Source organism: Hyunsoonleella aquatilis (assembly GCF_014270105.1).
GTDB lineage: Bacteria > Bacteroidota > Bacteroidia > Flavobacteriales > Flavobacteriaceae > Jejuia > Jejuia aquatilis.
The window spans coordinates 190,401-207,789 of the sequence record NZ_JACNMF010000004.1 but is presented as its reverse complement, the minus strand read 5'-3'; the positions used below and the strand labels follow the sequence as shown (position 1 = coordinate 207,789).

Below are 17,389 nucleotides of genomic sequence, written 5' to 3'. Positions count from 1 at the left end.
ATTATTTGCTTTTGAAGTATTTGAAGGGGACGAACAGCATGCCGTAGCATTCTCCATCATCCTTGCCCAAATGTTTATGGTGGATTTTATGAGCTCTTCTTATGCCCCGAGCATACCAATTGTTGGCATTTCTAAATATTTTAAAACGCTGATGTATAAAAATATCATGCACTAAAAAATAACACAGGCCATAAGCAAAAATGCCAATACCTATGGGCAAACCTGGCCAAAACCAGGTAAATTTCCAAAGTAAAACGAAAGAAATACTCACTATGGCATAGAAAATAAAAAAGGTGTCATTGCGCTCAAACCAACTGTCGTGGTCCTTATGGTGGTGGTCCTTGTGTAAGTGCCATAAAAAGCCATGCATAATGTACTTATGGGTAAACCATGCCATAAATTCCATAATGCAGAAAGCACTTAAAAAACACAAAATCCAAAGTAAAGTATGCATAACTAAAAAATCACATTAAATTTAGTTGATATTTTACATAACTGCGCATTAATAACTCAATTTTTTTTGGATTAGACACTCTAATGCGGGTATCCTTAATTTGTAAAGCAGGTGTTTTTTTCAGTTTTTTTAAAAGTTGTCTGTAATAGCGATAAGCCATAAATACTCCAAATTTGGCTTCCATAGGAAGTTTTTTGATCCCTTTAAGACCTTCTTCAAAATCTCTTTCAATGTCATCAATAATTTCTTGTTTGGAGTGCTCATCCAAATTGTTTAGATCTACATTCGGGAAATAGCTTCGGTTTAAATCATCAAAATCGGCTTTAATATCTCGTAGAAAATTTACCTTTTGAAATGCCGAGCCTAAAGACATCGCCATTCCTTTTAAATCATTGTATTTTTCTTCATCACCTTTTACGAATACCTTTAGGCACATTAACCCAACCACATCAGCTGATCCATAAATGTATTCCTTATATTCCTCATCAGTTAAGTAATCTTTTTTATGAAGATCCATGCGCATACTCTTCATGAAGGCATCTACTAGGCTTTTATCAATCTTATATTTGTGAAATGTGTATTGGAAGGCATTCAAAATTGGGTTCAAACTAATTTTATCTTGTAAGGCCTTCTCCAGATCATTGGAGAAACTTTCAAATAAGGTTGCTTTGTCGTATTCATGAAAGGAATCCACAATTTCATCTGCAAACCTCACAAAGCCATAGATGTTATAAATGTGCATCCTGATGGTATTGGACAGCATTTTGGTAGCTAGAGAAAATGAAGTGCTATACGATTTAGTAACTACTTTGCTACATTGGTACGAAACGGTGTCAAAAAGTGCTTTCATAGCTTAACTGTTGTTTTTTATTACTAATTCGGAAACCAATTTTCCGGAAATCAATGACGGGGGTACACCGGGGCCAGGAACCGTCAATTGTCCTGTAAAATAAAGTTGATCCACTTTTTTGCTTTTTAATTTAGGTCTCAAAAAAGCAGTTTGCAATAGGGTATTCGCCATCCCGTAGGCGTTTCCTTTATAAGAGTTGTAATCCTTAATAAAGTCGTTTATACAAAAGGACTCTTTAAAGATAATATGATTTTTTACAGTTTGAGAAGTCAATGCTTCAAATCTTTCAATAATCTTTTCAAAATATTGAGCTCTCAATTCAGGGGTGTCTTCAATTCCGGGGGCAAGCGGAATCAAAAATATGCCCGCTTCTTTACCTTTGGGCGCACTGCTTTCATCCGTTATACTTGGAAAACTTGCGTAGAACAAAGGTTCTTGAGGCCATTTGGGGTCGTCGTAAATAGCTTCTGCATGCGCATCAAAATCCACATCAAAGAATAAAGTGTGGTGCTCAACCTTTTTCAATTTCTTATCAAAACCAACATAGAATAGGAGGGAAGAGGGAGCAAAGGTCTTTTTATTCCAGTAGGATTCGGGATATTGTCTATATACTTTATCTAAAAGTGTTTCAGTGTGATGGTAATCTGCGCCACTTACGATGATATCGCCATGATGTGCTTCTCCATTTGAAATCAGGCTTTTTGCCTGGCCGTTTTCAATATTGATTTTTTCAATGGGAGCGTTCGTTTTTATAGTCACTCCTAATTCCTTGGCCAATTGTTCCATGGCAAGAATGACTTGATACATTCCTTTTTTAGGGTGAAACGTACCCAAACCAAAATCAGCATAATTCATGAAACTATAGAATGAAGGAGTATCGCTGGGCTTCGCACCCAAAAATAACACAGGGAATTCTAGAATTTTGGCCAACCTGTCATTCTTAAAGTCTCTGCGAACATCCTTTTTAATGTTGCTGAAGAACTGGCCGACTTTTTTTATGGTAGCTGGAGTTACCAGTTCGAGTGGTGAAACACCTGGATTGTAAACCAAATCTTTTATGGCAATATCGTAGTTACTTTGGGCATCGTCCATAAACTTCTGAAGTTTTTGGGAACTGCCTTTTTCCTCTTTTTCAAAGGTATTCTTAATTTTGTCCAAAGAATCCTCAATGGTGATACTGTCATCCTTTCCAAAGTACACACTGTAGGCGGGACTTAGCTTTTCTAGTTGATAGTAATCTGAAGGCTTTTTGTCGAAATCGGCAAAAAATCGCTCGAAAACATCAGGCATCCAATACCAAGTAGGACCTATATCAAAGGTAAAACCGTCTTTTTTTAATTGCCTTGCGCGACCACCGATGGTAGCATTTTTTTCAAAGATAGTAACGTTGTAACCGGCCTTTGCCAAGTAGCACGAAGCGGCTAATGACGAGAACCCTGACCCTATGACAAATACTGTTGTTTTCATTTTGTTCAACAAATGTAATTAAAAGTTAAACAAAATAAAAGTTTTTATAAATCTTTAACTAAGTTTTCGATAGAATCATAGATTTTAACGCTGTCCGGAAGTTGAAAATCATCTTCGATCGCTGATAATTTTGGGCCCAAAGCTAAAAGGTTGGTTTTGTCATTATTGAGCAAAAGTTCTTCAAATTCTTTGAAATATCCGGGGATTTCTTTTGCCTCGGGATTTACCGTAAAATAAGTGACGAAAGTAATTTCATTGAAGAATTCCAAAACACTCACGAGGCTATCCATTGGTACACTTTCACCTAAAAATATCGTATGATATCCCTTGCTCCTCAATTGATAATTGATGAATAGCAAACCAATATCATGTACCTCATTATCTGGCAAAAACAGAATAAACGTTTTGGTTACTGGTTTGGGTTCAAGGATTTGCAAGCGTTCAATATTCAATAATATTTTCTGCTTGATGTGTACGGATAAAAAGTGTTCGTGTGCCGGAGTGATAGTACTGGTTTGCCAAAGCAGCCCTATTTCGTTTAGCAATGGCAAAAACACGTCATAAAAAATGGTATCAAAGGATTTGTTTTCAATCAGATTATTATAGGTGTTGTAAAATAAAACCTGATCAAAATTTAACATTGATAGTTTGAATGCGTTTATGGCATGGTCTTCCACCTTTGCTCTCGAGGCGATTTCCCGAACCTTAATAGGAATATCCTCTTCGCTAAGCTTGGCAATTTTTGAAATTTTATAACCGTTATTGTTTAAAAAAGAGATGTTTAGGAGTTTTTGGAGACTGGCTAAACTATAATTTCTAATATTTGTATTACTTCTATCTGGATGCAATAAATTATAACGCTTTTCCCATATTCTAATGGTGTGCGCCTTTATGCCCGTTAGGTTTTCAAGATCTTTTATGCTGAAATTAACCTGTATATTGTTCATCAAAAACAGAATTTAGTTAAACAAAATTACGAATATCTTATGAGAAATCAATAGAAAAGGGCTATCAAATTGAAAAAAAATAAAAATTAATGGTTTTATGATATTCTATTTTCTCGGCAAAACGCAAATGAATGTGCAATGAGGTTATGCTTGAAGAGGTGCCATATTTGAGGTAAAAGCTTTGTTTGAGGGCTTTTAATTCCATACTTTTGGTCGTTATATTATTTTAACTCCATTGCCTGTATGCGGTCCCTTTTTTCGTTGATTATTTTTATGGTTTTTATCTCCTGTAAGGATAAAAAAAATGATTATGTACGGGCATCGGCTGGTTCTGACAATATTTTTGTTTCGGCGGAAATGATCCCTGATAATCACTTTTTGGGTGATGGAGCTTGTAAGTCCTGTCATCAAGATCAATTCAAAGATTGGAAAGGCTCCCATCACGATAAGGCAATGCAAATTGCAACAGATTCTACGATCTTGGGTGATTTCAATAATGCTTCCTTTTCCAGCCAAGGGGTGACTTCAAAATTCTATAAAAAGGATGGTGAGTTCTTTGTAAATACGGAAGGTAGGGATGGTAAGTACCACGATTATAAAATAGAGTATACTTTCGGCGTCACACCGTTACAGCAGTACATTGTGAAATTTCCCGATGGGCATTATCAGTGCCTAAGAACGGCTTGGGACACAGAAAAAGGCAAATGGTTTGATCTGTACCCAGATTTTAAGGTGGTGCATTCCGAATGGTTACATTGGTCCCGTGGTGGATTGAATTGGAACAATATGTGTGCTGATTGCCATTCCACGAATGTTAGGAAGAACTATAATATGGAATCTCATGGTTATGATACTAAATACGCCTTGATTAACGTAAGTTGCGAGGCCTGTCATGGCCCAGGAAAAACACATGTGCAAAAAGCAAATGCAGAAGGCACAAAGTATAAATTTGACAATGATTTAAAAATGACATTGAATACGCCTCCTAAAGAATTGGTAGATCAATGCGCCAGATGTCATGTAAGGAGAGAGCAAATTTCGGAACATTTCAATTTTGAAGGTACGTTTTTAGATCATTATTTCCCTCAGTTAATTGCAAATAATTTGTATCACCCAGATGGACAAATTTTGGATGAGGTTTATGTGTATGGTTCGTTTCTTCAGAGTAAAATGTATCAAAATAACGTAACCTGTACCAATTGCCACAATCCGCATTCGCTGAAATTAAGATTTGAAGGCAATCAGCTTTGCGCACAGTGCCATGACACCAAAAAATATGATGCACCAACACATCATTTTCATAAGGCGAATTCCGAAGGATCCGAATGTATCAATTGCCATATGACTGGAAAGATCTATATGGGCAACGATTACAGGAGGGATCACAGTTTTCGGATTCCCAGGCCGGATTTGAGTTTGAAATATGGCACACCCAATGCATGTGTACAATGCCATACGGACAAAGACGACAAGTGGGCATGGGAAAACTATAAAAAGACACATGGCGTTCCGAAGCAGAAACATTTTTCTGATTTATTGGCACCTGCTTTAACAGGAGATCCGCACGGTTTGGAGAAATTAATGGAGCTATCGAAAGACACGATTTACCCAGAAATCGCTAGGGCTTCAGCGGTCAGGGCCATGAGCGGTTATGTTACCCAGGAATCCATTAACGAATTGTTGCGATTTTTGGATGATGAATCTGCTTTGGTGCGAGGTGCAACTATTGATGCTTTCAACGATTTAAATACAACAGATTACGTGAATTCATTTTTACCGCTTTTGAAAGATGAAAAACGATCGGTAAGAACAAAAGCATTTTTAGCAATTGCATCCTTGAATGAACTGCAAATTCCAGAGGATTACAAAGATGCCTACAGAAAGGTTCAAAAGGAATTCAACACCCATTTAAGAGTGACGGGCGACTTTAGTGGAGGTCGTGCGAAAAAGGCAACTTATTATCTAAAGAAAGGAGATGTCGCCAACGCCATAAAATGGTTTGAAAAAGCTTTGGAAATTGATGACTTGAACAACATGATTCGTACCAATCTAGCGAATTTGTATTACCGAAATAATCAAACGGCAGAGGCCGAAGCCGCTTTTAAAACAATTATTCAGCAGGAACCCGATTTTGCGCAAACCTATTATTCCTACGCGCTGTTATTGGCTGAGCTCAACCGAACGGAAGAGGCTATAAAGCAAATGGAGCTTGCCATTGGCCACATGCCAGAAAATGTTAGGTTTTATTACAATCTCAGTTTGCTTTATGACAAGGTAAATGACTTGAAAAAAGCAGAGGACACTGCCGTAAAAGGTTTAAAGATAGCACCGAATAATGAAAGTTTGCTTTATGTTCTGGCCTATATCTACCAAAAAGGTGGGGAAATTTCTAAAGCTAAAAATATTGCCAGACGATTGGTAGAAATGTTTCCTAATAATCAGCAGTATCGTAGTTTTTATGGGCAGTTAAATGGTTTGGGTGCTGCTCCGTAAAACAATATTCAGTAAGTTTGTAGTACTAAATCTATTCAACAATGAAAAAAATACTACTATTGCTGATGGCTATATTTCTTGTTGGCTGTTCTTCTTCAGATGACTCGGATTCCAAAAATCAATCCCTAATAAACCCTCCCAACTGGATTATTGGCACCTGGTTATTGGAAGAGCCAAACCCCCGTTCTGGATACCGGTTTTCAAGTGACGATTTTTGTTTGGTTTTGTTTACAACTGAAAATTGTTTTAAAGAGTCTATTAGGCTTAGTAAAAGTTCTGGTGCTGTGGCTGATGTAGAGGAGACAAATACAGACAACAATTATTCAATAAAAATAACGTTAGCCAGTCAAGTTATAACCTATGAGTTTAATATGCTTTCCGCTACTCAGATTGAATGGGTAAATGACCCTTTAGGAAGTATGACCCAAACTATTTATGTCAAGCAAGAATAAGTGAAATTTACTGAGGATTTAGAAATTCCATTTCCAAATTTCGGTTATCGTGGTAGTTGTGTAAAACGGAGATAGCGAATGAGGTAGATAGCCTTTATTCCAAATAAAGTTTGAACTTAAAAAGTGCACACGAGAAGATTCGAACTTCCACATCCTATACGGATACTGGCCCCTCAAGCCAGCGCGTCTACCAATTCCGCCACGTGTGCTTTTTTTGAAGTATGCTAAAATAAAAAAAGTTAAGCAATGTTGCTTAACTTTTTTAGTGACCGGGCTGGGGCTCGAACCCAGGACCCTCTCCTTAAAAGGGAGATGCTCTACCAACTGAGCTACCCGGTCAAAACTATCGGTAAATTTCCGTTAGCGGGTGCAAATATATAATGTTTAATTAATAAAACAATGGGTTTTCTAATATAATTTTTCGTTTTTTTGTAGCCTGTTTATCTATGTTTTTAGTAATCAATTTATAGCATAAAAATGATCATAGTTTTATTAGGATATATGGGGTCTGGAAAGTCCTCAGTTGGTAGGATTTTAGCTGAGAAATTAAACTATAATCTTATTGATTTAGATGATTTTATTGAAGAAAAGGAAGGCATTTCGGTTAGCGAAATCTTTAAAACCAAAGGTGAAGTCTACTTTAGAAAAAAGGAAACCGAGTATCTAAAAGATTTGTTGAAGCTAGAGGAAAATACCATTTTATCCTTAGGGGGTGGTACACCATGTTACGCAAATAATATGGACGCCATTTTGAATGCCGAAAATGCAACCTCAATTTACCTAAAGGGATCATTGCCGTTTTTATCGCAAAAATTATTTAAGAAAAAAGCAAAACGTCCATTAATTGCACACGTTGAATCTGAGGAATTGATGACCGAATTCATTGGAAAACATTTGTTCGAAAGGTCTCAGTTTTATAGCAAGGCTGAAATCCATATCGTTACAGATTACAAAGAAAAAATAGAAATTGTTGAGGATATAATTTTAGCGCTATTCTAAAATTACTTCATTTGCCTTTCCGGAAAGATTAACCTGAACATGTTCGTGTAACGAGGTGGACAGGGAAATACCTTTAAAATCTGCTTTTACAGGATATTTTTTATGATTTCTATTTACCAAAACCGCAGTTTTGAACTGTTTCATCGGAACACTTAAAAAATGTTTCACGCCATAAATCAAGGTGGTTCCAGAATTAAGTACATCATCCACCAAAACAACAGATTTGTTAGAGTACTCTTCTGGAGGAAGCGAAGTGTCAATGGCTTCCAGTGGAGCTCTTTTATTTATTTTTACTTTACATAGTACCGGATTGATATCTGAAATTTTTTCTAACATGGCCTTCAGTTTTTTAGCAAGTATATAGCCATTGCTATCTATTCCTGCAATAATAACTTCAGTTTCATTAACATTCGTTTCATAAATCTGAAAAGCTATCCGTCTAATCTTATGTTGAATTTCACTATGGTTTAGAATAACGTTGTTCTTTAATTCCATGTGGTAATCGGTTATTTTGAAAGTTTAAAATTAGTCATTTTCAATGGTAAAATCATCAATGTCGCGTCTATCTTTTTTGGTCGGTCGGCCCGTTCCTTTTTTGCGATAATAGTCTTTGGAATATTTTAAAAGCTCTTTGGCTTCAAACTCTTCTTTGGGCGTTAAATCGGTACGGTAAATGTCTACCAATTTTGCCGAAACCCGATTGGGAGGGATATCGTTTACTTTCAATTTATAATTGATTTGAGTCTTGCGAAGCTCAATCCTGTCCTGAGGGTAAACCTCCCTGCTGGGCTTCACAACATCGTCATTTACCTTTACCTGCCCCTTTTTGCAGGCGGTAGTAGCCAAGGTTCTAGTTTTGTAATATCTCGTACACCATAAATACTTGTCAATCCGCATACAAATCTTGTAAAAACTGCGTTAATGTTGTTGCACAAGATATCATTAAAATTGTATCTTGCGCCCCAAAAATAAGCAATAATGAGTTTTAGAAAAATCGGTTTTTTGATATTATTGGCAACATTGGCCCTAATATCCTGTAAGAATGATGATGATGGAAATGGTGTAATTTCAATACCGATCGCAGATAGGGATGAACAGCAGAGTATAGATAATGGAATGTTGGTGGATTACCTAACTACGCATTATTATAATGCCTCAGCTTTTGTAAATAACCCCAACCCAAAAGTTGCAGATTTAATCATTAGTGATACCCCTGATGGAAATGCAAGGTTGATAGACTCCGTTGATATCAAACCCGTAAGGTTTGCCGATACCGATTATGAGATTTATATTTTGAAACTCAATGAAGGGGGTGGTGAAACCACTAATTTTTCAGATAAGGTTAGGGTGCATTATGAAGGATTTCTTTTGGATGGAACAATTTTCGATAGTGCTGTAACTCCTACTGATTTTAACCTAGTAGGCGATGGCAGAACCATTGGATCTGTTATTGATGGTTGGAAAAAGGCGTTGGTTGATTTTAAGTCTGCCGAAAATTTTACGGAGGATGGCGGTCTTATAAATTATGAAAACCATGGTGTGGGGGTGATGTTTATGCCTTCAGGACTGGCATATTTTAACGAGTCCAGATCGCAAATACCAGCCTATTCCCCGCTCATTTTCAAGTTTGAGCTGTTGCAGAACTTTTTCACTGATTTTGATAATGATGGTATTCCTTCACATTTAGAAAAAATATTAAAGGATCCTGCGGATAGTCAATTCCTAGACCAATTTGTGGTGTTTGCAGATGAAAATGAAGAAGATGACGACACTGATAATAATGGTTTATGGGATTTTATTGATCCCGATGATGATGGCGATGGTATTTTGACTAAGGATGAGATTAAGGTAAGAACCATTACGGGAACCAAGGATGAAGTTGAAAACGCAGTCCTAAACAAGGATGAGGAACGAGTTCGGGTTTATAAAGATGTACTCAATAACAATTATGTGGCAACTATAATTGAATTTACGGATACTGACGATAACGGTACTCCCGATTATTTAGAGGATAACATCTAGGTTTCTTTCAGCTAAAAAAAATTAAAAAACTCGCAAAATAAACGTTGCGAGTTTTTTGTTTCCTAAATTCTTTTCTTGGGCCTTAGTACTTATTTGTTTAAAATCAAATCAAATCTATTTTGCCACGGTTTAGTTTTATTTTGTTTTTGTTTTCCAGTTGCTTCAAAAGCCTAGATACAACTACACGAGAGGTATGAAGGTCTTCAGCGATATCTTGGTGTTTGATATTAATAGTATTGGATCCATGTAATTCTGCCTTATTAATAAGGTATTTATAAAGGCGTTCGTCCATTTTCATAAAGGCAATATTGTCAATAGCCTCCAGCATTTCGTCAAACCGTATTTGGTAGCTTTCCAAGATGAAGTTTCTCCAACTTTCATGTGTGTGAAACCAATTTTGCATCTGCTGAACAGGTATCATAATTAGTGTAGAATCCTTTTCGGCCACAGCCCTTATTTTGCTTTTAGATTTACCAGTACAACAGGTAAGGGACATAGTGCAAGTTTCGCCAGGCTCCAAAAAGTAAATCAGTAGTTCGTCGCCTTCAGAATCCTCACGCAATATTTTAATGCTGCCTTCCAAAAGTAATGGGATAAAGCGTAAGGGCTGGTTTATATCTATAATAATATCACCTTCGTCGTAAGTAATTCGTGTCCCGATGGTTTCAATCTCTTTGATGAGCGCATCATCGAGTATATTTTTGAATTTTTGATGGAGTAAAGTCCCTGTCATATTCAAAAATAATCATTTATAAAATTGAAATAAAAGTTTGGAGGAGTTTTAATAAATAATGTATATTTGCACCCACTTTTAAGGGCCTCGTAGTTCAACTGAATAGAATACCTGATTACGGCTCAGGCGGTTGCAGGTTTGAATCCTGCCGAGGTCACGAATAAAACGAAAACTCCAGCGTTAAATCAATCTTAAATGAATTTATAAGCTGGAGTTTTCGTTTTTCAAAGCGGAGCTTTGTCAGGATATTTAATCCTGCCGAGGTCACTAGAACGGAGAATTTGTTAAAATTAACAGGTCCTCCGTTTTTTGTTTCAGATAAACCCTTTGCCAACAATGGGATTGAAGAGAATATGGAATTTACTCTTTTGGTTTGAACTTTTCCTCCTGACTTATCATAACCTATTCCGGAAGGAAAAATGAGATTTTGAATTTTTTTCTTTTGGATCAAATCACCTGATTGCCATAAATTACTGAGTTTAGAGGAAATTGTCAGAGCTTTTTCAATGGCTAAATTGAGGTTTGAACTCGAAATTGACGAATTATCCAAACCGTACTCTAAATCTGCTTGTTCTTTGGTGTAATTATCCCTAAATTTTTGATAAATATTGGTATTAATTTCTCCGATAGCAAAACGCTCTTCGATGGCCTCAATTTTGGAATTAATCAATGTCAATTTTTTTTACATGCGCTTCGTTTTCTCGAATTTCTTTTGTAACATCATCAAAAGCGAAGATCATAATGTCTTTGATCACGCTTCACGAATTTTAACTCAGGAAGACCAGCTCATTTCAGAAATATGCTACAATGTGGAATATGAACCCATCTCTAATTTCAACAAGCCCTTTAAGCAAATCATGGAGGTTACTCCAAAAGAATATAGATATAATCTTTAATCTTTGTTTGTTCAAATGAATTTGTTGCACACCTATACCATTTCTTCTTTACCCTATGATATTTAAAGTTCCCTTTCACTATCTTTTATTCAAAGGGTAAATTTAGATAAGTACTGGGTAAGTTCTATGAACTTTTGCCTTTGTTTTTTGTTTTGTTTTGTAGGGTACTTTTAGGATGCAACAACATGTTTTCGCTTAAAAGTTTATGTGAAACCTTATTAAAAATAGAAGATGCAACCCATAGCACAAAAATCAATGACTCCTGAAATGATCGCAAAAATTGACGATTCAGGTGTAATTGCAGTCCTGGTTATTGACCAACTGAAGCATGCCGTTCCTTTGGCAAAAGCTTTGCTAAAAGGAGGGGTTGACGCAATTGAGTTGACCTTGCGTACCCCTGTAGCACTTGATGCGGCCAAATTAATTAAAAAGGAAGTTTCCGAAATTACTTTAGGTTTTGGTACTGTGCTAACCACTGAGCAAGTAAAAGCTGTGGTAGATTTAGGAGCTGATTTTGCAGTTGCTCCTGGTTGTAATCCCAAAGTAATAGCTGAGGCGGTAAAATTGGGTTTACCATTTGCGCCGGGAATCATGACGCCAACAGATATTGAAATGGCTCTTCAAGAAGGTTGTAGAATACTTAAGTATTTCCCAGCTGAAACTTCTGGAGGCATCGCTAACTTAAAAAATATGGTAGCCCCTTACCAATATCTGGGGCTTAAATTTATTCCTTTAGGAGGCTTGAATATAAATAATGCAAGAACCTATCTAGAGTCGCCTTTAATTACAGCTATTGGAGGCTCTTGGATAGCAAAAAGCTCGTTGATACATGATGAAAACTGGGGCCAAATTACCCAAAATGCACAAGAAATAAGAAACTTGATATCTGACATAAGAACAAAATAATTTGTAAAAATGAATACTGTAGTAACATTTGGTGAAATTATGGGGCGTATCGCTGCTCCAGATAATTTGAGATTAAGACAAACTAGACAATTTGATATGACTTATGCCGGAGCAGAAGGAAGTGTTGCTGCTTCAATATGTAATTTTGGGGGTACAGCTAGATATGTTACTGCATTACCTAAACATGCTTTGGCCGAAGCCGCCATGGATGCGGTAAGAGCTGTTGGTGTCGACACCCAATATGTCTTACGCACAGATAAGGGGCGTTTAGGTATGTACTTTCTGGAAACCGGTGCCAACCAGCGCCCAAGCAATGTAATTTACGACCGTGCAGATTCGGCCATTGCCATAACACCTGCAAATGCATATAACTGGGGAGCTATTTTTAAAGGTGCCAGTTGGTTACATTTAAGTGGTATTACACCAGCACTTTCAAAAAACGCTGCTGAGGCCACTTTGCATGCCGCAAAACAAGCAAAGCAAGCAGGGGCTTCCGTTTCTATCGATTTAAATTTTAGAGGAAAACTCTGGAATTGGGACGATAGCAAATCGGCTCGCGAATTGGCACAAGAAACCATGCGGAAAATTTTACCGTTCGTTGATGTAGTTATCGGAAATGAAGAGGATTGTCATGATGTTTTAGGAATAAAAGCAGGTGATACCGATGTGCATGCCGGAAAATTGGATACCTCACGCTATCCAGATGTTGCCCGTAAAGTGATTAACCAATTTCCTAACGTAAGTAAAGTTGCAATTACTTTACGTGAAAGTTATTCGGCATCTCACAATAACTGGGGCGCCATGCTTTTTGATGCAAAATCGGATAAGCCGTTTTTCGCACCTTTGGATGCAGATGGAAATTATCAGTCTTACCAAATAAAGAACATTGTAGATAGAGTTGGTGGTGGCGATTCCTTTGCCGGAGGCCTTATATTTGCTTTAACAACCAAAGAATTATCTGAACCTCAAATAGCCGTGAAGTATGCCGTAGCGGCATCTTGTTTAAAGCACTCTATAAAAGGTGATTTTAACTTTTCAACCCGTGCCGAAGTAGAGACATTAATGGGTGGTTCTGGTTCTGGAAGAGTGGTTAGATAATAACAAAAAGAATAGTAATGAAATTAATAGTAAAAGTGTTTAGGTCAATTTTTTTATTCACCCTAATACCTGCAGTTATTCTAAATGAATTTGGAAATGGGTAATGAAATTGATTGAAATTGCACTTTCAAATAAAGATATACGGGAGACCTTAAGGGCTTTTATGTTGTTGGTTTTAAATAAGATACTTAACTTACAAATTGCTAAGTTAACTAGAGAATTTCTAAATAAGGTAAAATTGGTTACTTCGAGGGTAATTTAATAAACAACTAAATAATTATTAAAACCTAATTTGGAAGTCTATTTAGTAGAGTCTTACAAAAGTATAGAAATACTAAAAGAGTAATTTTTAATTTTAAAAATAGTACAGTTGTGGTTATAAAAAAAATTGAAACATTTGTCTTAAAGGATAAGTTGTCGAAAAGCTTTTTCTTTTCCCAATGGGAGTATTCGGAAAGATGTATTTGTATTGTAAAAGTAACTGCTAAGGATGGTACTTATGGTTGGGGAGAGGGCTATGGGCCGGCATCGGTTTTAGAAGCTGGTATTAAACTTTTGGAGCCCTTTGTTATTGGTGAAAATGCCTTGGAAAATGAGGTGATTTGGAACAAAATGTACCGCAAGACACTTGACTTTGCCAGAAGAGGGATTTTAGTGGCTTCCATGAGCGCGATTGATATCGCTATTTGGGACTTGAAAGGAAAACTTTTAAGTTTGCCTGTCTCAACATTGCTAGGTGGGGCACATCGTGATAGGGTTAGACCGTATGCAACAGGTCTTTATTTTACAGATCATAAGAATCCTTCTAAAACTTTTAAGGAGGAGGCTGAACTATATATTTCTCAAGGGTTTAAAGCGATGAAAATGAAGGTTGGACTTGGCATTAAGGAGGATGTGAATAATGTTAAGTACATGCGAGAAATCATTGGCCCTGATATCCAATTGATGGTGGATTCCAATCACGCCTATACATTAAGAGAGGCTACTGAACTAGCGAGAAAGATTGAAAAATATGATATTAGTTGGTTTGAAGAGCCTTTATCACCTGAATTTTACGATCAATATAGTGAGTTAAGGCAAAAAACAACTATACCTATATCTGGTGGAGAATGTGAATACTTGAGATTTGGTTTCAGACAGTTGATTGAAAGTAAATCAGTAGATATTATTCAGCCTGATATTTGTGCAAGTGGTGGTCTTACCGAGGCTAAACGAATTGGGGCTTTGGCAAGTGCAAATGGTGTAGATATTATTCCACATACTTGGGGAACGGCAATTGGATTGCATGTAGCTTTGCATTTTATTTCAAATATAGAATCTGTACCAGGACGTATGTATCAACCCGATTTTTTAATGGAATATGACCAAACCGAAAACGGTTTAAGAGATAAATTATGTTTTCCATCCATAAAAATGAAAGATGGTATGATAGAGGTGCCTAAAAGACCTGGTCTGGGTATTGATATAAATGAAAAGGTACTCCATAAATATGCTTCTAGTGTTGAGGAAGTTGATATAGAAGTACTTCAAAAAATATACAAAGTAAAATAGCTTAGAAAGGCTTTTAAACAGAATAACCAAAATTCACGATAAAAATTGATAATGAAAGTTGAAAAATACGGCTATAAGAAACTATATATAGATGGTAAATTAATTGACGCGGCAAGTGGAGAGAAAGATGATGTTGTTTGTCCCGCAACGGGAGAAGTGATTGCTCAAGTTGCAAGAGCTGGAGTTGCTGATGCCAAAAAAGCGCTTGAATCTGCACAACGTGGATTCAAATATTGGTCAAAACTTTCTTTAGCAGAAAGAACTAAATGGATGCTCAAATTACGTGACGCCATTTTAGAGAAAGAAGAAATTCTAAGAACAGCTATGGTTCATGAAATGGGAAAAACGTATGCTGGTTCTCAAGAAGACATTGACAGACTCACTGAGGCTTTGGAGTGGTACCCGAGTGCTATGCAAAATTTACGGGAGGAGCAAATTCCAGATCATGACAATACGCATACGCATAAAATGATTTCTCAACCCGCAGGTGTCGCTGTAGCCTATTTGGCGTGGAATTTCCCATTGCTTAACGTCGGCTATAAAATAGGGCCTGCATTAGCATCCGGATGTTCCTTAATTATTAAACCTTCCGGAATATCGCCTTTATCTTCTTATTTGGTTGGCGAAATATTGCACGATATAAATTTTCCTGCAGGGGTAGTCAATATCTTAGCAGGTCCGAGTAGTGAAGTAGCAACTACTATGACAACTAGTAAAATTCCAGCTGTAATAACAATGATTGGGTCAACCCAAACAGGACAGAAAGTAATTGCAGATAGTACTACGTCCATCAAAAAATTGGGAATGGAGTTGGGTGGAAATGCGCCATTTATTGTTTTTGAAGATGCGGATTTAGATGTAGCATTGGATTTAGCTATAGGCTTAAAATTTGGCAATTCAGGGCAAATATGTGTTGCTGCAAACAGAATTTTTGTGCATAAAAGCATTTACGATAAATTTTTAGCGGAATATGTAAAAAGAGCATCAGAAATAAAAGTTGGTTTCGGTACAAAAGAGAACGAAGATGTCTTTATGGGGCCTTTAGCATCAAGTGGTGGAAGAGATCGTATGTTTGATATTATAGAAGATGCTGTTAGTAAAGGTGCAAAAATAGAATTCGGAGGAAAGATTCCAGAGCATTTGCCAGAAGGAGGTAATTGGATGGAACCAACAATTTTATCAGGTGTAAATATGGATATGACTGTATTCAATCAGGAAACTTTTGGGCCAGTGGCGGGCGTAATGCCTTTTGAAACTGATGATGAAGTTATAGAGTTGGCGAATGATACTGAATTTGGATTAGCATCATACATATTCACGAACGATCATAAAAGAATAGAGAGATTTACTGAGGAATTAGAATTTGGAGAAGTTCAAATTAATGGCGTAAAATATGCGATATACTTACCACATGGAGGTTTTAAAAATAGTGGTATAGGGCATGACTGTTCTCATCTAGCTTTAGAGGATTATTTAGTTAAGAAAAGAGTTTCTACTGCTCTATTATAAAAAGATTACAATAAAATAATTGAGGTGAAATCGAAAAGAAATATGCTGTTCGCTAGGGCATTTATGCTCTTTTTGTACCTGTTTTTAGGTGTTATGGTGTCTTGTTTTAGAGAAGATATTGATGCCAGAAATAAACCTATCGATCAAATGGAAGAGGATGAGGTAGATGTTAATTCAGGTTTCCCCTTATCGGATCAGGATAATGTTGGCGGTTGGGTTTTAAATTCAGAAATGAGCGATGAGTTTGAAGCTGTCGCTTTAGATGAAGATAAGTGGTTAGTTCAAGGCAGAAACGGTGAATACCAATCAAACTTTAGAGGCCGACCGCCTTCGCAGTTTTCAACGGATAATGTGCGCTTGGAAGATGGAAAGCTTAAAATTCAAACAAGATGGGAACCAGATTATAATTTTTCACCTAAAACAAATCCAAATACTGGTGAGAAATTTGAAAACATTACCACCGCAGCTGTAATTAGCAAAAATGTGTTTAAATACGGCTATATGGAAATCAAGTCTAAGTCGGCTAATGCACAAATAACCAGCTCGTTTTGGACCACAAATGAAAAAAATGCGGATCTAAAATCTGAACTTGATATGTTTGAGACTTTTGGCGGTCACAAAACCAATGCTTCATGGAGAAAACGTCTTAAATTCAACATAATAAGCTGGGAACCAAACAATCCATATTACCTGCCCGGAGGTAATGGGCCTGTGTATAGCGATAATATTCAGGTAGGGCATGAAACCGCAAGCGATTTCCATGTGTACGGTTTTGAATGGTCGCCAGAATTTATAAAAATTTATGTGGATGGCGAATTGCACCCACAAGGCACTATAACCAAAACGGCTTTAACAAATAATGGTACTGACCCCAATCGATGGGTTACGGATACACCGTATCATATTTGGTTTGATTCTGAAACGTTCCCCTGGTTGGGATTGCCGGAAGAACAAGATTTACCTGCCGACTACGAGATTGAATATATACGCGTTTGGCAAAAAAAATAAATTA

At 36.8% G+C, this 17,389-nt stretch carries 17 protein-coding genes and 3 tRNA genes; 10 read left to right on the top strand and 10 right to left on the bottom strand.

All coding sequences use genetic code 11. The features are described 5' to 3' along the window. Nucleotide 1: 1 nt before the first annotated feature. From H7U19_RS12495 to H7U19_RS12480, 4 genes are read right to left on the bottom strand one after another with little or no spacing between them, the layout of a single operon-like run. Nucleotides 2-454, bottom strand: a complete 453-nt coding sequence (locus tag H7U19_RS12495) for a sterol desaturase family protein (protein ID WP_186562874.1) — start codon at nucleotides 452-454, stop codon at nucleotides 2-4. A 10-nt stretch (nucleotides 455-464) separates the two neighbouring features. Further along, complete coding sequence (locus tag H7U19_RS12490; protein ID WP_186562872.1) at nucleotides 465-1,304, bottom strand: phytoene/squalene synthase family protein; 840 nt, start codon at nucleotides 1,302-1,304, stop codon at nucleotides 465-467. Nucleotides 1,305-1,307: 3 nt separating this feature from the next. Next, a complete protein-coding gene (locus H7U19_RS12485; protein ID WP_186562870.1) occupies nucleotides 1,308-2,771 on the bottom strand; it encodes a phytoene desaturase family protein in 1,464 nt (487 codons plus the stop codon). 44 nt (nucleotides 2,772-2,815) lie between these two features. Continuing rightward, complete coding sequence (locus tag H7U19_RS12480) at nucleotides 2,816-3,718, bottom strand: MerR family transcriptional regulator (RefSeq protein WP_186562868.1); 903 nt, start codon at nucleotides 3,716-3,718, stop codon at nucleotides 2,816-2,818. Nucleotides 3,719-3,961: 243 nt separating this feature from the next. Between H7U19_RS12480 and H7U19_RS12475 the strand changes: the two genes are divergently transcribed. Both H7U19_RS12475 and H7U19_RS12470 read left to right on the top strand, forming a co-directional pair. Further along, complete coding sequence (locus H7U19_RS12475) at nucleotides 3,962-6,211, top strand: tetratricopeptide repeat protein (protein WP_186562866.1); 2,250 nt, start codon at nucleotides 3,962-3,964, stop codon at nucleotides 6,209-6,211. Nucleotides 6,212-6,252: 41 nt separating this feature from the next. Next, complete coding sequence (locus tag H7U19_RS12470; RefSeq protein WP_186562864.1) at nucleotides 6,253-6,663, top strand: hypothetical protein; 411 nt, start codon at nucleotides 6,253-6,255, stop codon at nucleotides 6,661-6,663. Nucleotides 6,664-6,787: 124 nt separating this feature from the next. On the opposite strand, the gene H7U19_RS12465 is transcribed toward H7U19_RS12470, so the two are convergent. Then, a tRNA-Leu gene (locus H7U19_RS12465) sits at nucleotides 6,788-6,872 on the bottom strand. A 57-nt stretch (nucleotides 6,873-6,929) separates the two neighbouring features. Further along, nucleotides 6,930-7,002 (bottom strand) — tRNA-Lys (locus tag H7U19_RS12460). A 138-nt stretch (nucleotides 7,003-7,140) separates the two neighbouring features. Between H7U19_RS12460 and H7U19_RS12455 the strand changes: the two genes are divergently transcribed. Continuing rightward, entirely contained in the window at nucleotides 7,141-7,662 is a 522-nt protein-coding gene (locus tag H7U19_RS12455) for a shikimate kinase (protein ID WP_186562862.1), read from the top strand. On the opposite strand, the gene H7U19_RS12450 is transcribed toward H7U19_RS12455, so the two are convergent. Both H7U19_RS12450 and H7U19_RS12445 read right to left on the bottom strand, forming a co-directional pair. Further along, nucleotides 7,654-8,157 (bottom strand): phosphoribosyltransferase family protein, encoded by a 504-nt coding sequence (locus H7U19_RS12450; protein WP_186562861.1) that lies wholly within the window; start codon nucleotides 8,155-8,157, stop codon nucleotides 7,654-7,656. The genes H7U19_RS12455 and H7U19_RS12450 overlap by 9 nt on opposite strands. Before the next feature lie 30 nt (nucleotides 8,158-8,187). Continuing rightward, nucleotides 8,188-8,559, bottom strand: a complete 372-nt coding sequence (locus H7U19_RS12445) for an RNA-binding S4 domain-containing protein (RefSeq protein ID WP_186562859.1) — start codon at nucleotides 8,557-8,559, stop codon at nucleotides 8,188-8,190. An 81-nt stretch (nucleotides 8,560-8,640) separates the two neighbouring features. Here H7U19_RS12445 and H7U19_RS12440 point away from each other — a divergent pair, with 81 nt between their 5' ends. Further along, nucleotides 8,641-9,684 (top strand): FKBP-type peptidyl-prolyl cis-trans isomerase, encoded by a 1,044-nt coding sequence (locus tag H7U19_RS12440; RefSeq protein WP_186562857.1) that lies wholly within the window; start codon nucleotides 8,641-8,643, stop codon nucleotides 9,682-9,684. Between the two features lie 103 nt (nucleotides 9,685-9,787). Here the strand turns inward: H7U19_RS12440 and H7U19_RS12435 are convergent, their stop codons facing one another. Further along, nucleotides 9,788-10,417, bottom strand: a complete 630-nt coding sequence (locus tag H7U19_RS12435; RefSeq protein WP_186562855.1) for a Crp/Fnr family transcriptional regulator — start codon at nucleotides 10,415-10,417, stop codon at nucleotides 9,788-9,790. 83 nt (nucleotides 10,418-10,500) lie between these two features. Here H7U19_RS12435 and H7U19_RS12430 point away from each other — a divergent pair. Then, nucleotides 10,501-10,574: transfer RNA gene (locus H7U19_RS12430), tRNA-Arg, on the top strand. Here H7U19_RS12430 and H7U19_RS12425 read toward each other — a convergent pair. Then, the gene (locus H7U19_RS12425) at nucleotides 10,572-11,087 is read right to left on the bottom strand and encodes a hypothetical protein (RefSeq protein ID WP_186562853.1); all 516 of its coding nucleotides are present in this window, start codon (nucleotides 11,085-11,087) and stop codon (nucleotides 10,572-10,574) included. The genes H7U19_RS12430 and H7U19_RS12425 overlap by 3 nt on opposite strands. A 457-nt stretch (nucleotides 11,088-11,544) precedes the next feature. Here H7U19_RS12425 and H7U19_RS12420 point away from each other — a divergent pair, with 457 nt between their 5' ends. The 5 genes from H7U19_RS12420 (at nucleotide 11,545) to H7U19_RS12400 (ending at nucleotide 17,385) form a co-directional block, all read left to right on the top strand. Next, nucleotides 11,545-12,219 (top strand): bifunctional 4-hydroxy-2-oxoglutarate aldolase/2-dehydro-3-deoxy-phosphogluconate aldolase, encoded by a 675-nt coding sequence (locus H7U19_RS12420; RefSeq protein WP_222597433.1) that lies wholly within the window; start codon nucleotides 11,545-11,547, stop codon nucleotides 12,217-12,219. 9 nt (nucleotides 12,220-12,228) lie between these two features. After that, nucleotides 12,229-13,317, top strand: a complete 1,089-nt coding sequence (locus H7U19_RS12415; protein ID WP_186562851.1) for a sugar kinase — start codon at nucleotides 12,229-12,231, stop codon at nucleotides 13,315-13,317. 372 nt (nucleotides 13,318-13,689) lie between these two features. Next, the gene (locus tag H7U19_RS12410) at nucleotides 13,690-14,868 is read left to right on the top strand and encodes an enolase C-terminal domain-like protein (RefSeq protein ID WP_186562849.1); all 1,179 of its coding nucleotides are present in this window, start codon (nucleotides 13,690-13,692) and stop codon (nucleotides 14,866-14,868) included. A 51-nt stretch (nucleotides 14,869-14,919) separates the two neighbouring features. Next, nucleotides 14,920-16,377 (top strand): NAD-dependent succinate-semialdehyde dehydrogenase, encoded by a 1,458-nt coding sequence (locus tag H7U19_RS12405; protein ID WP_186563408.1) that lies wholly within the window; start codon nucleotides 14,920-14,922, stop codon nucleotides 16,375-16,377. Between the two features lie 24 nt (nucleotides 16,378-16,401). Further along, nucleotides 16,402-17,385, top strand: a complete 984-nt coding sequence (locus tag H7U19_RS12400; protein ID WP_186562847.1) for a family 16 glycosylhydrolase — start codon at nucleotides 16,402-16,404, stop codon at nucleotides 17,383-17,385. The last annotated feature ends 4 nt before the right edge of the window (nucleotides 17,386-17,389 follow it).

Bases quoted from the DNA above. Each gene is read 5' to 3' on its own strand.
- H7U19_RS12495 (WP_186562874.1), bottom strand. From the start codon at position 454: ATGCATACTTTACTTTGGATTTTGTGTTTTTTAAGTGCTTTCTGCATT.
- H7U19_RS12490 (WP_186562872.1), bottom strand. From the start codon at position 1,304: ATGAAAGCACTTTTTGACACCGTTTCGTACCAATGTAGCAAAGTAGTT.
- H7U19_RS12485 (WP_186562870.1), bottom strand. From the start codon at position 2,771: ATGAAAACAACAGTATTTGTCATAGGGTCAGGGTTCTCGTCATTAGCC.
- H7U19_RS12480 (WP_186562868.1), bottom strand. From the start codon at position 3,718: ATGAACAATATACAGGTTAATTTCAGCATAAAAGATCTTGAAAACCTA.
- H7U19_RS12475 (WP_186562866.1), top strand. From the start codon at position 3,962: ATGCGGTCCCTTTTTTCGTTGATTATTTTTATGGTTTTTATCTCCTGT.
- H7U19_RS12470 (WP_186562864.1), top strand. From the start codon at position 6,253: ATGAAAAAAATACTACTATTGCTGATGGCTATATTTCTTGTTGGCTGT.
- H7U19_RS12455 (WP_186562862.1), top strand. From the start codon at position 7,141: ATGATCATAGTTTTATTAGGATATATGGGGTCTGGAAAGTCCTCAGTT.
- H7U19_RS12450 (WP_186562861.1), bottom strand. From the start codon at position 8,157: ATGGAATTAAAGAACAACGTTATTCTAAACCATAGTGAAATTCAACAT.
- H7U19_RS12445 (WP_186562859.1), bottom strand. From the start codon at position 8,559: ATGCGGATTGACAAGTATTTATGGTGTACGAGATATTACAAAACTAGA.
- H7U19_RS12440 (WP_186562857.1), top strand. From the start codon at position 8,641: ATGAGTTTTAGAAAAATCGGTTTTTTGATATTATTGGCAACATTGGCC.
- H7U19_RS12435 (WP_186562855.1), bottom strand. From the start codon at position 10,417: ATGACAGGGACTTTACTCCATCAAAAATTCAAAAATATACTCGATGAT.
- H7U19_RS12420 (WP_222597433.1), top strand. From the start codon at position 11,545: ATGCAACCCATAGCACAAAAATCAATGACTCCTGAAATGATCGCAAAA.
- H7U19_RS12415 (WP_186562851.1), top strand. From the start codon at position 12,229: ATGAATACTGTAGTAACATTTGGTGAAATTATGGGGCGTATCGCTGCT.
- H7U19_RS12405 (WP_186563408.1), top strand. From the start codon at position 14,920: ATGAAAGTTGAAAAATACGGCTATAAGAAACTATATATAGATGGTAAA.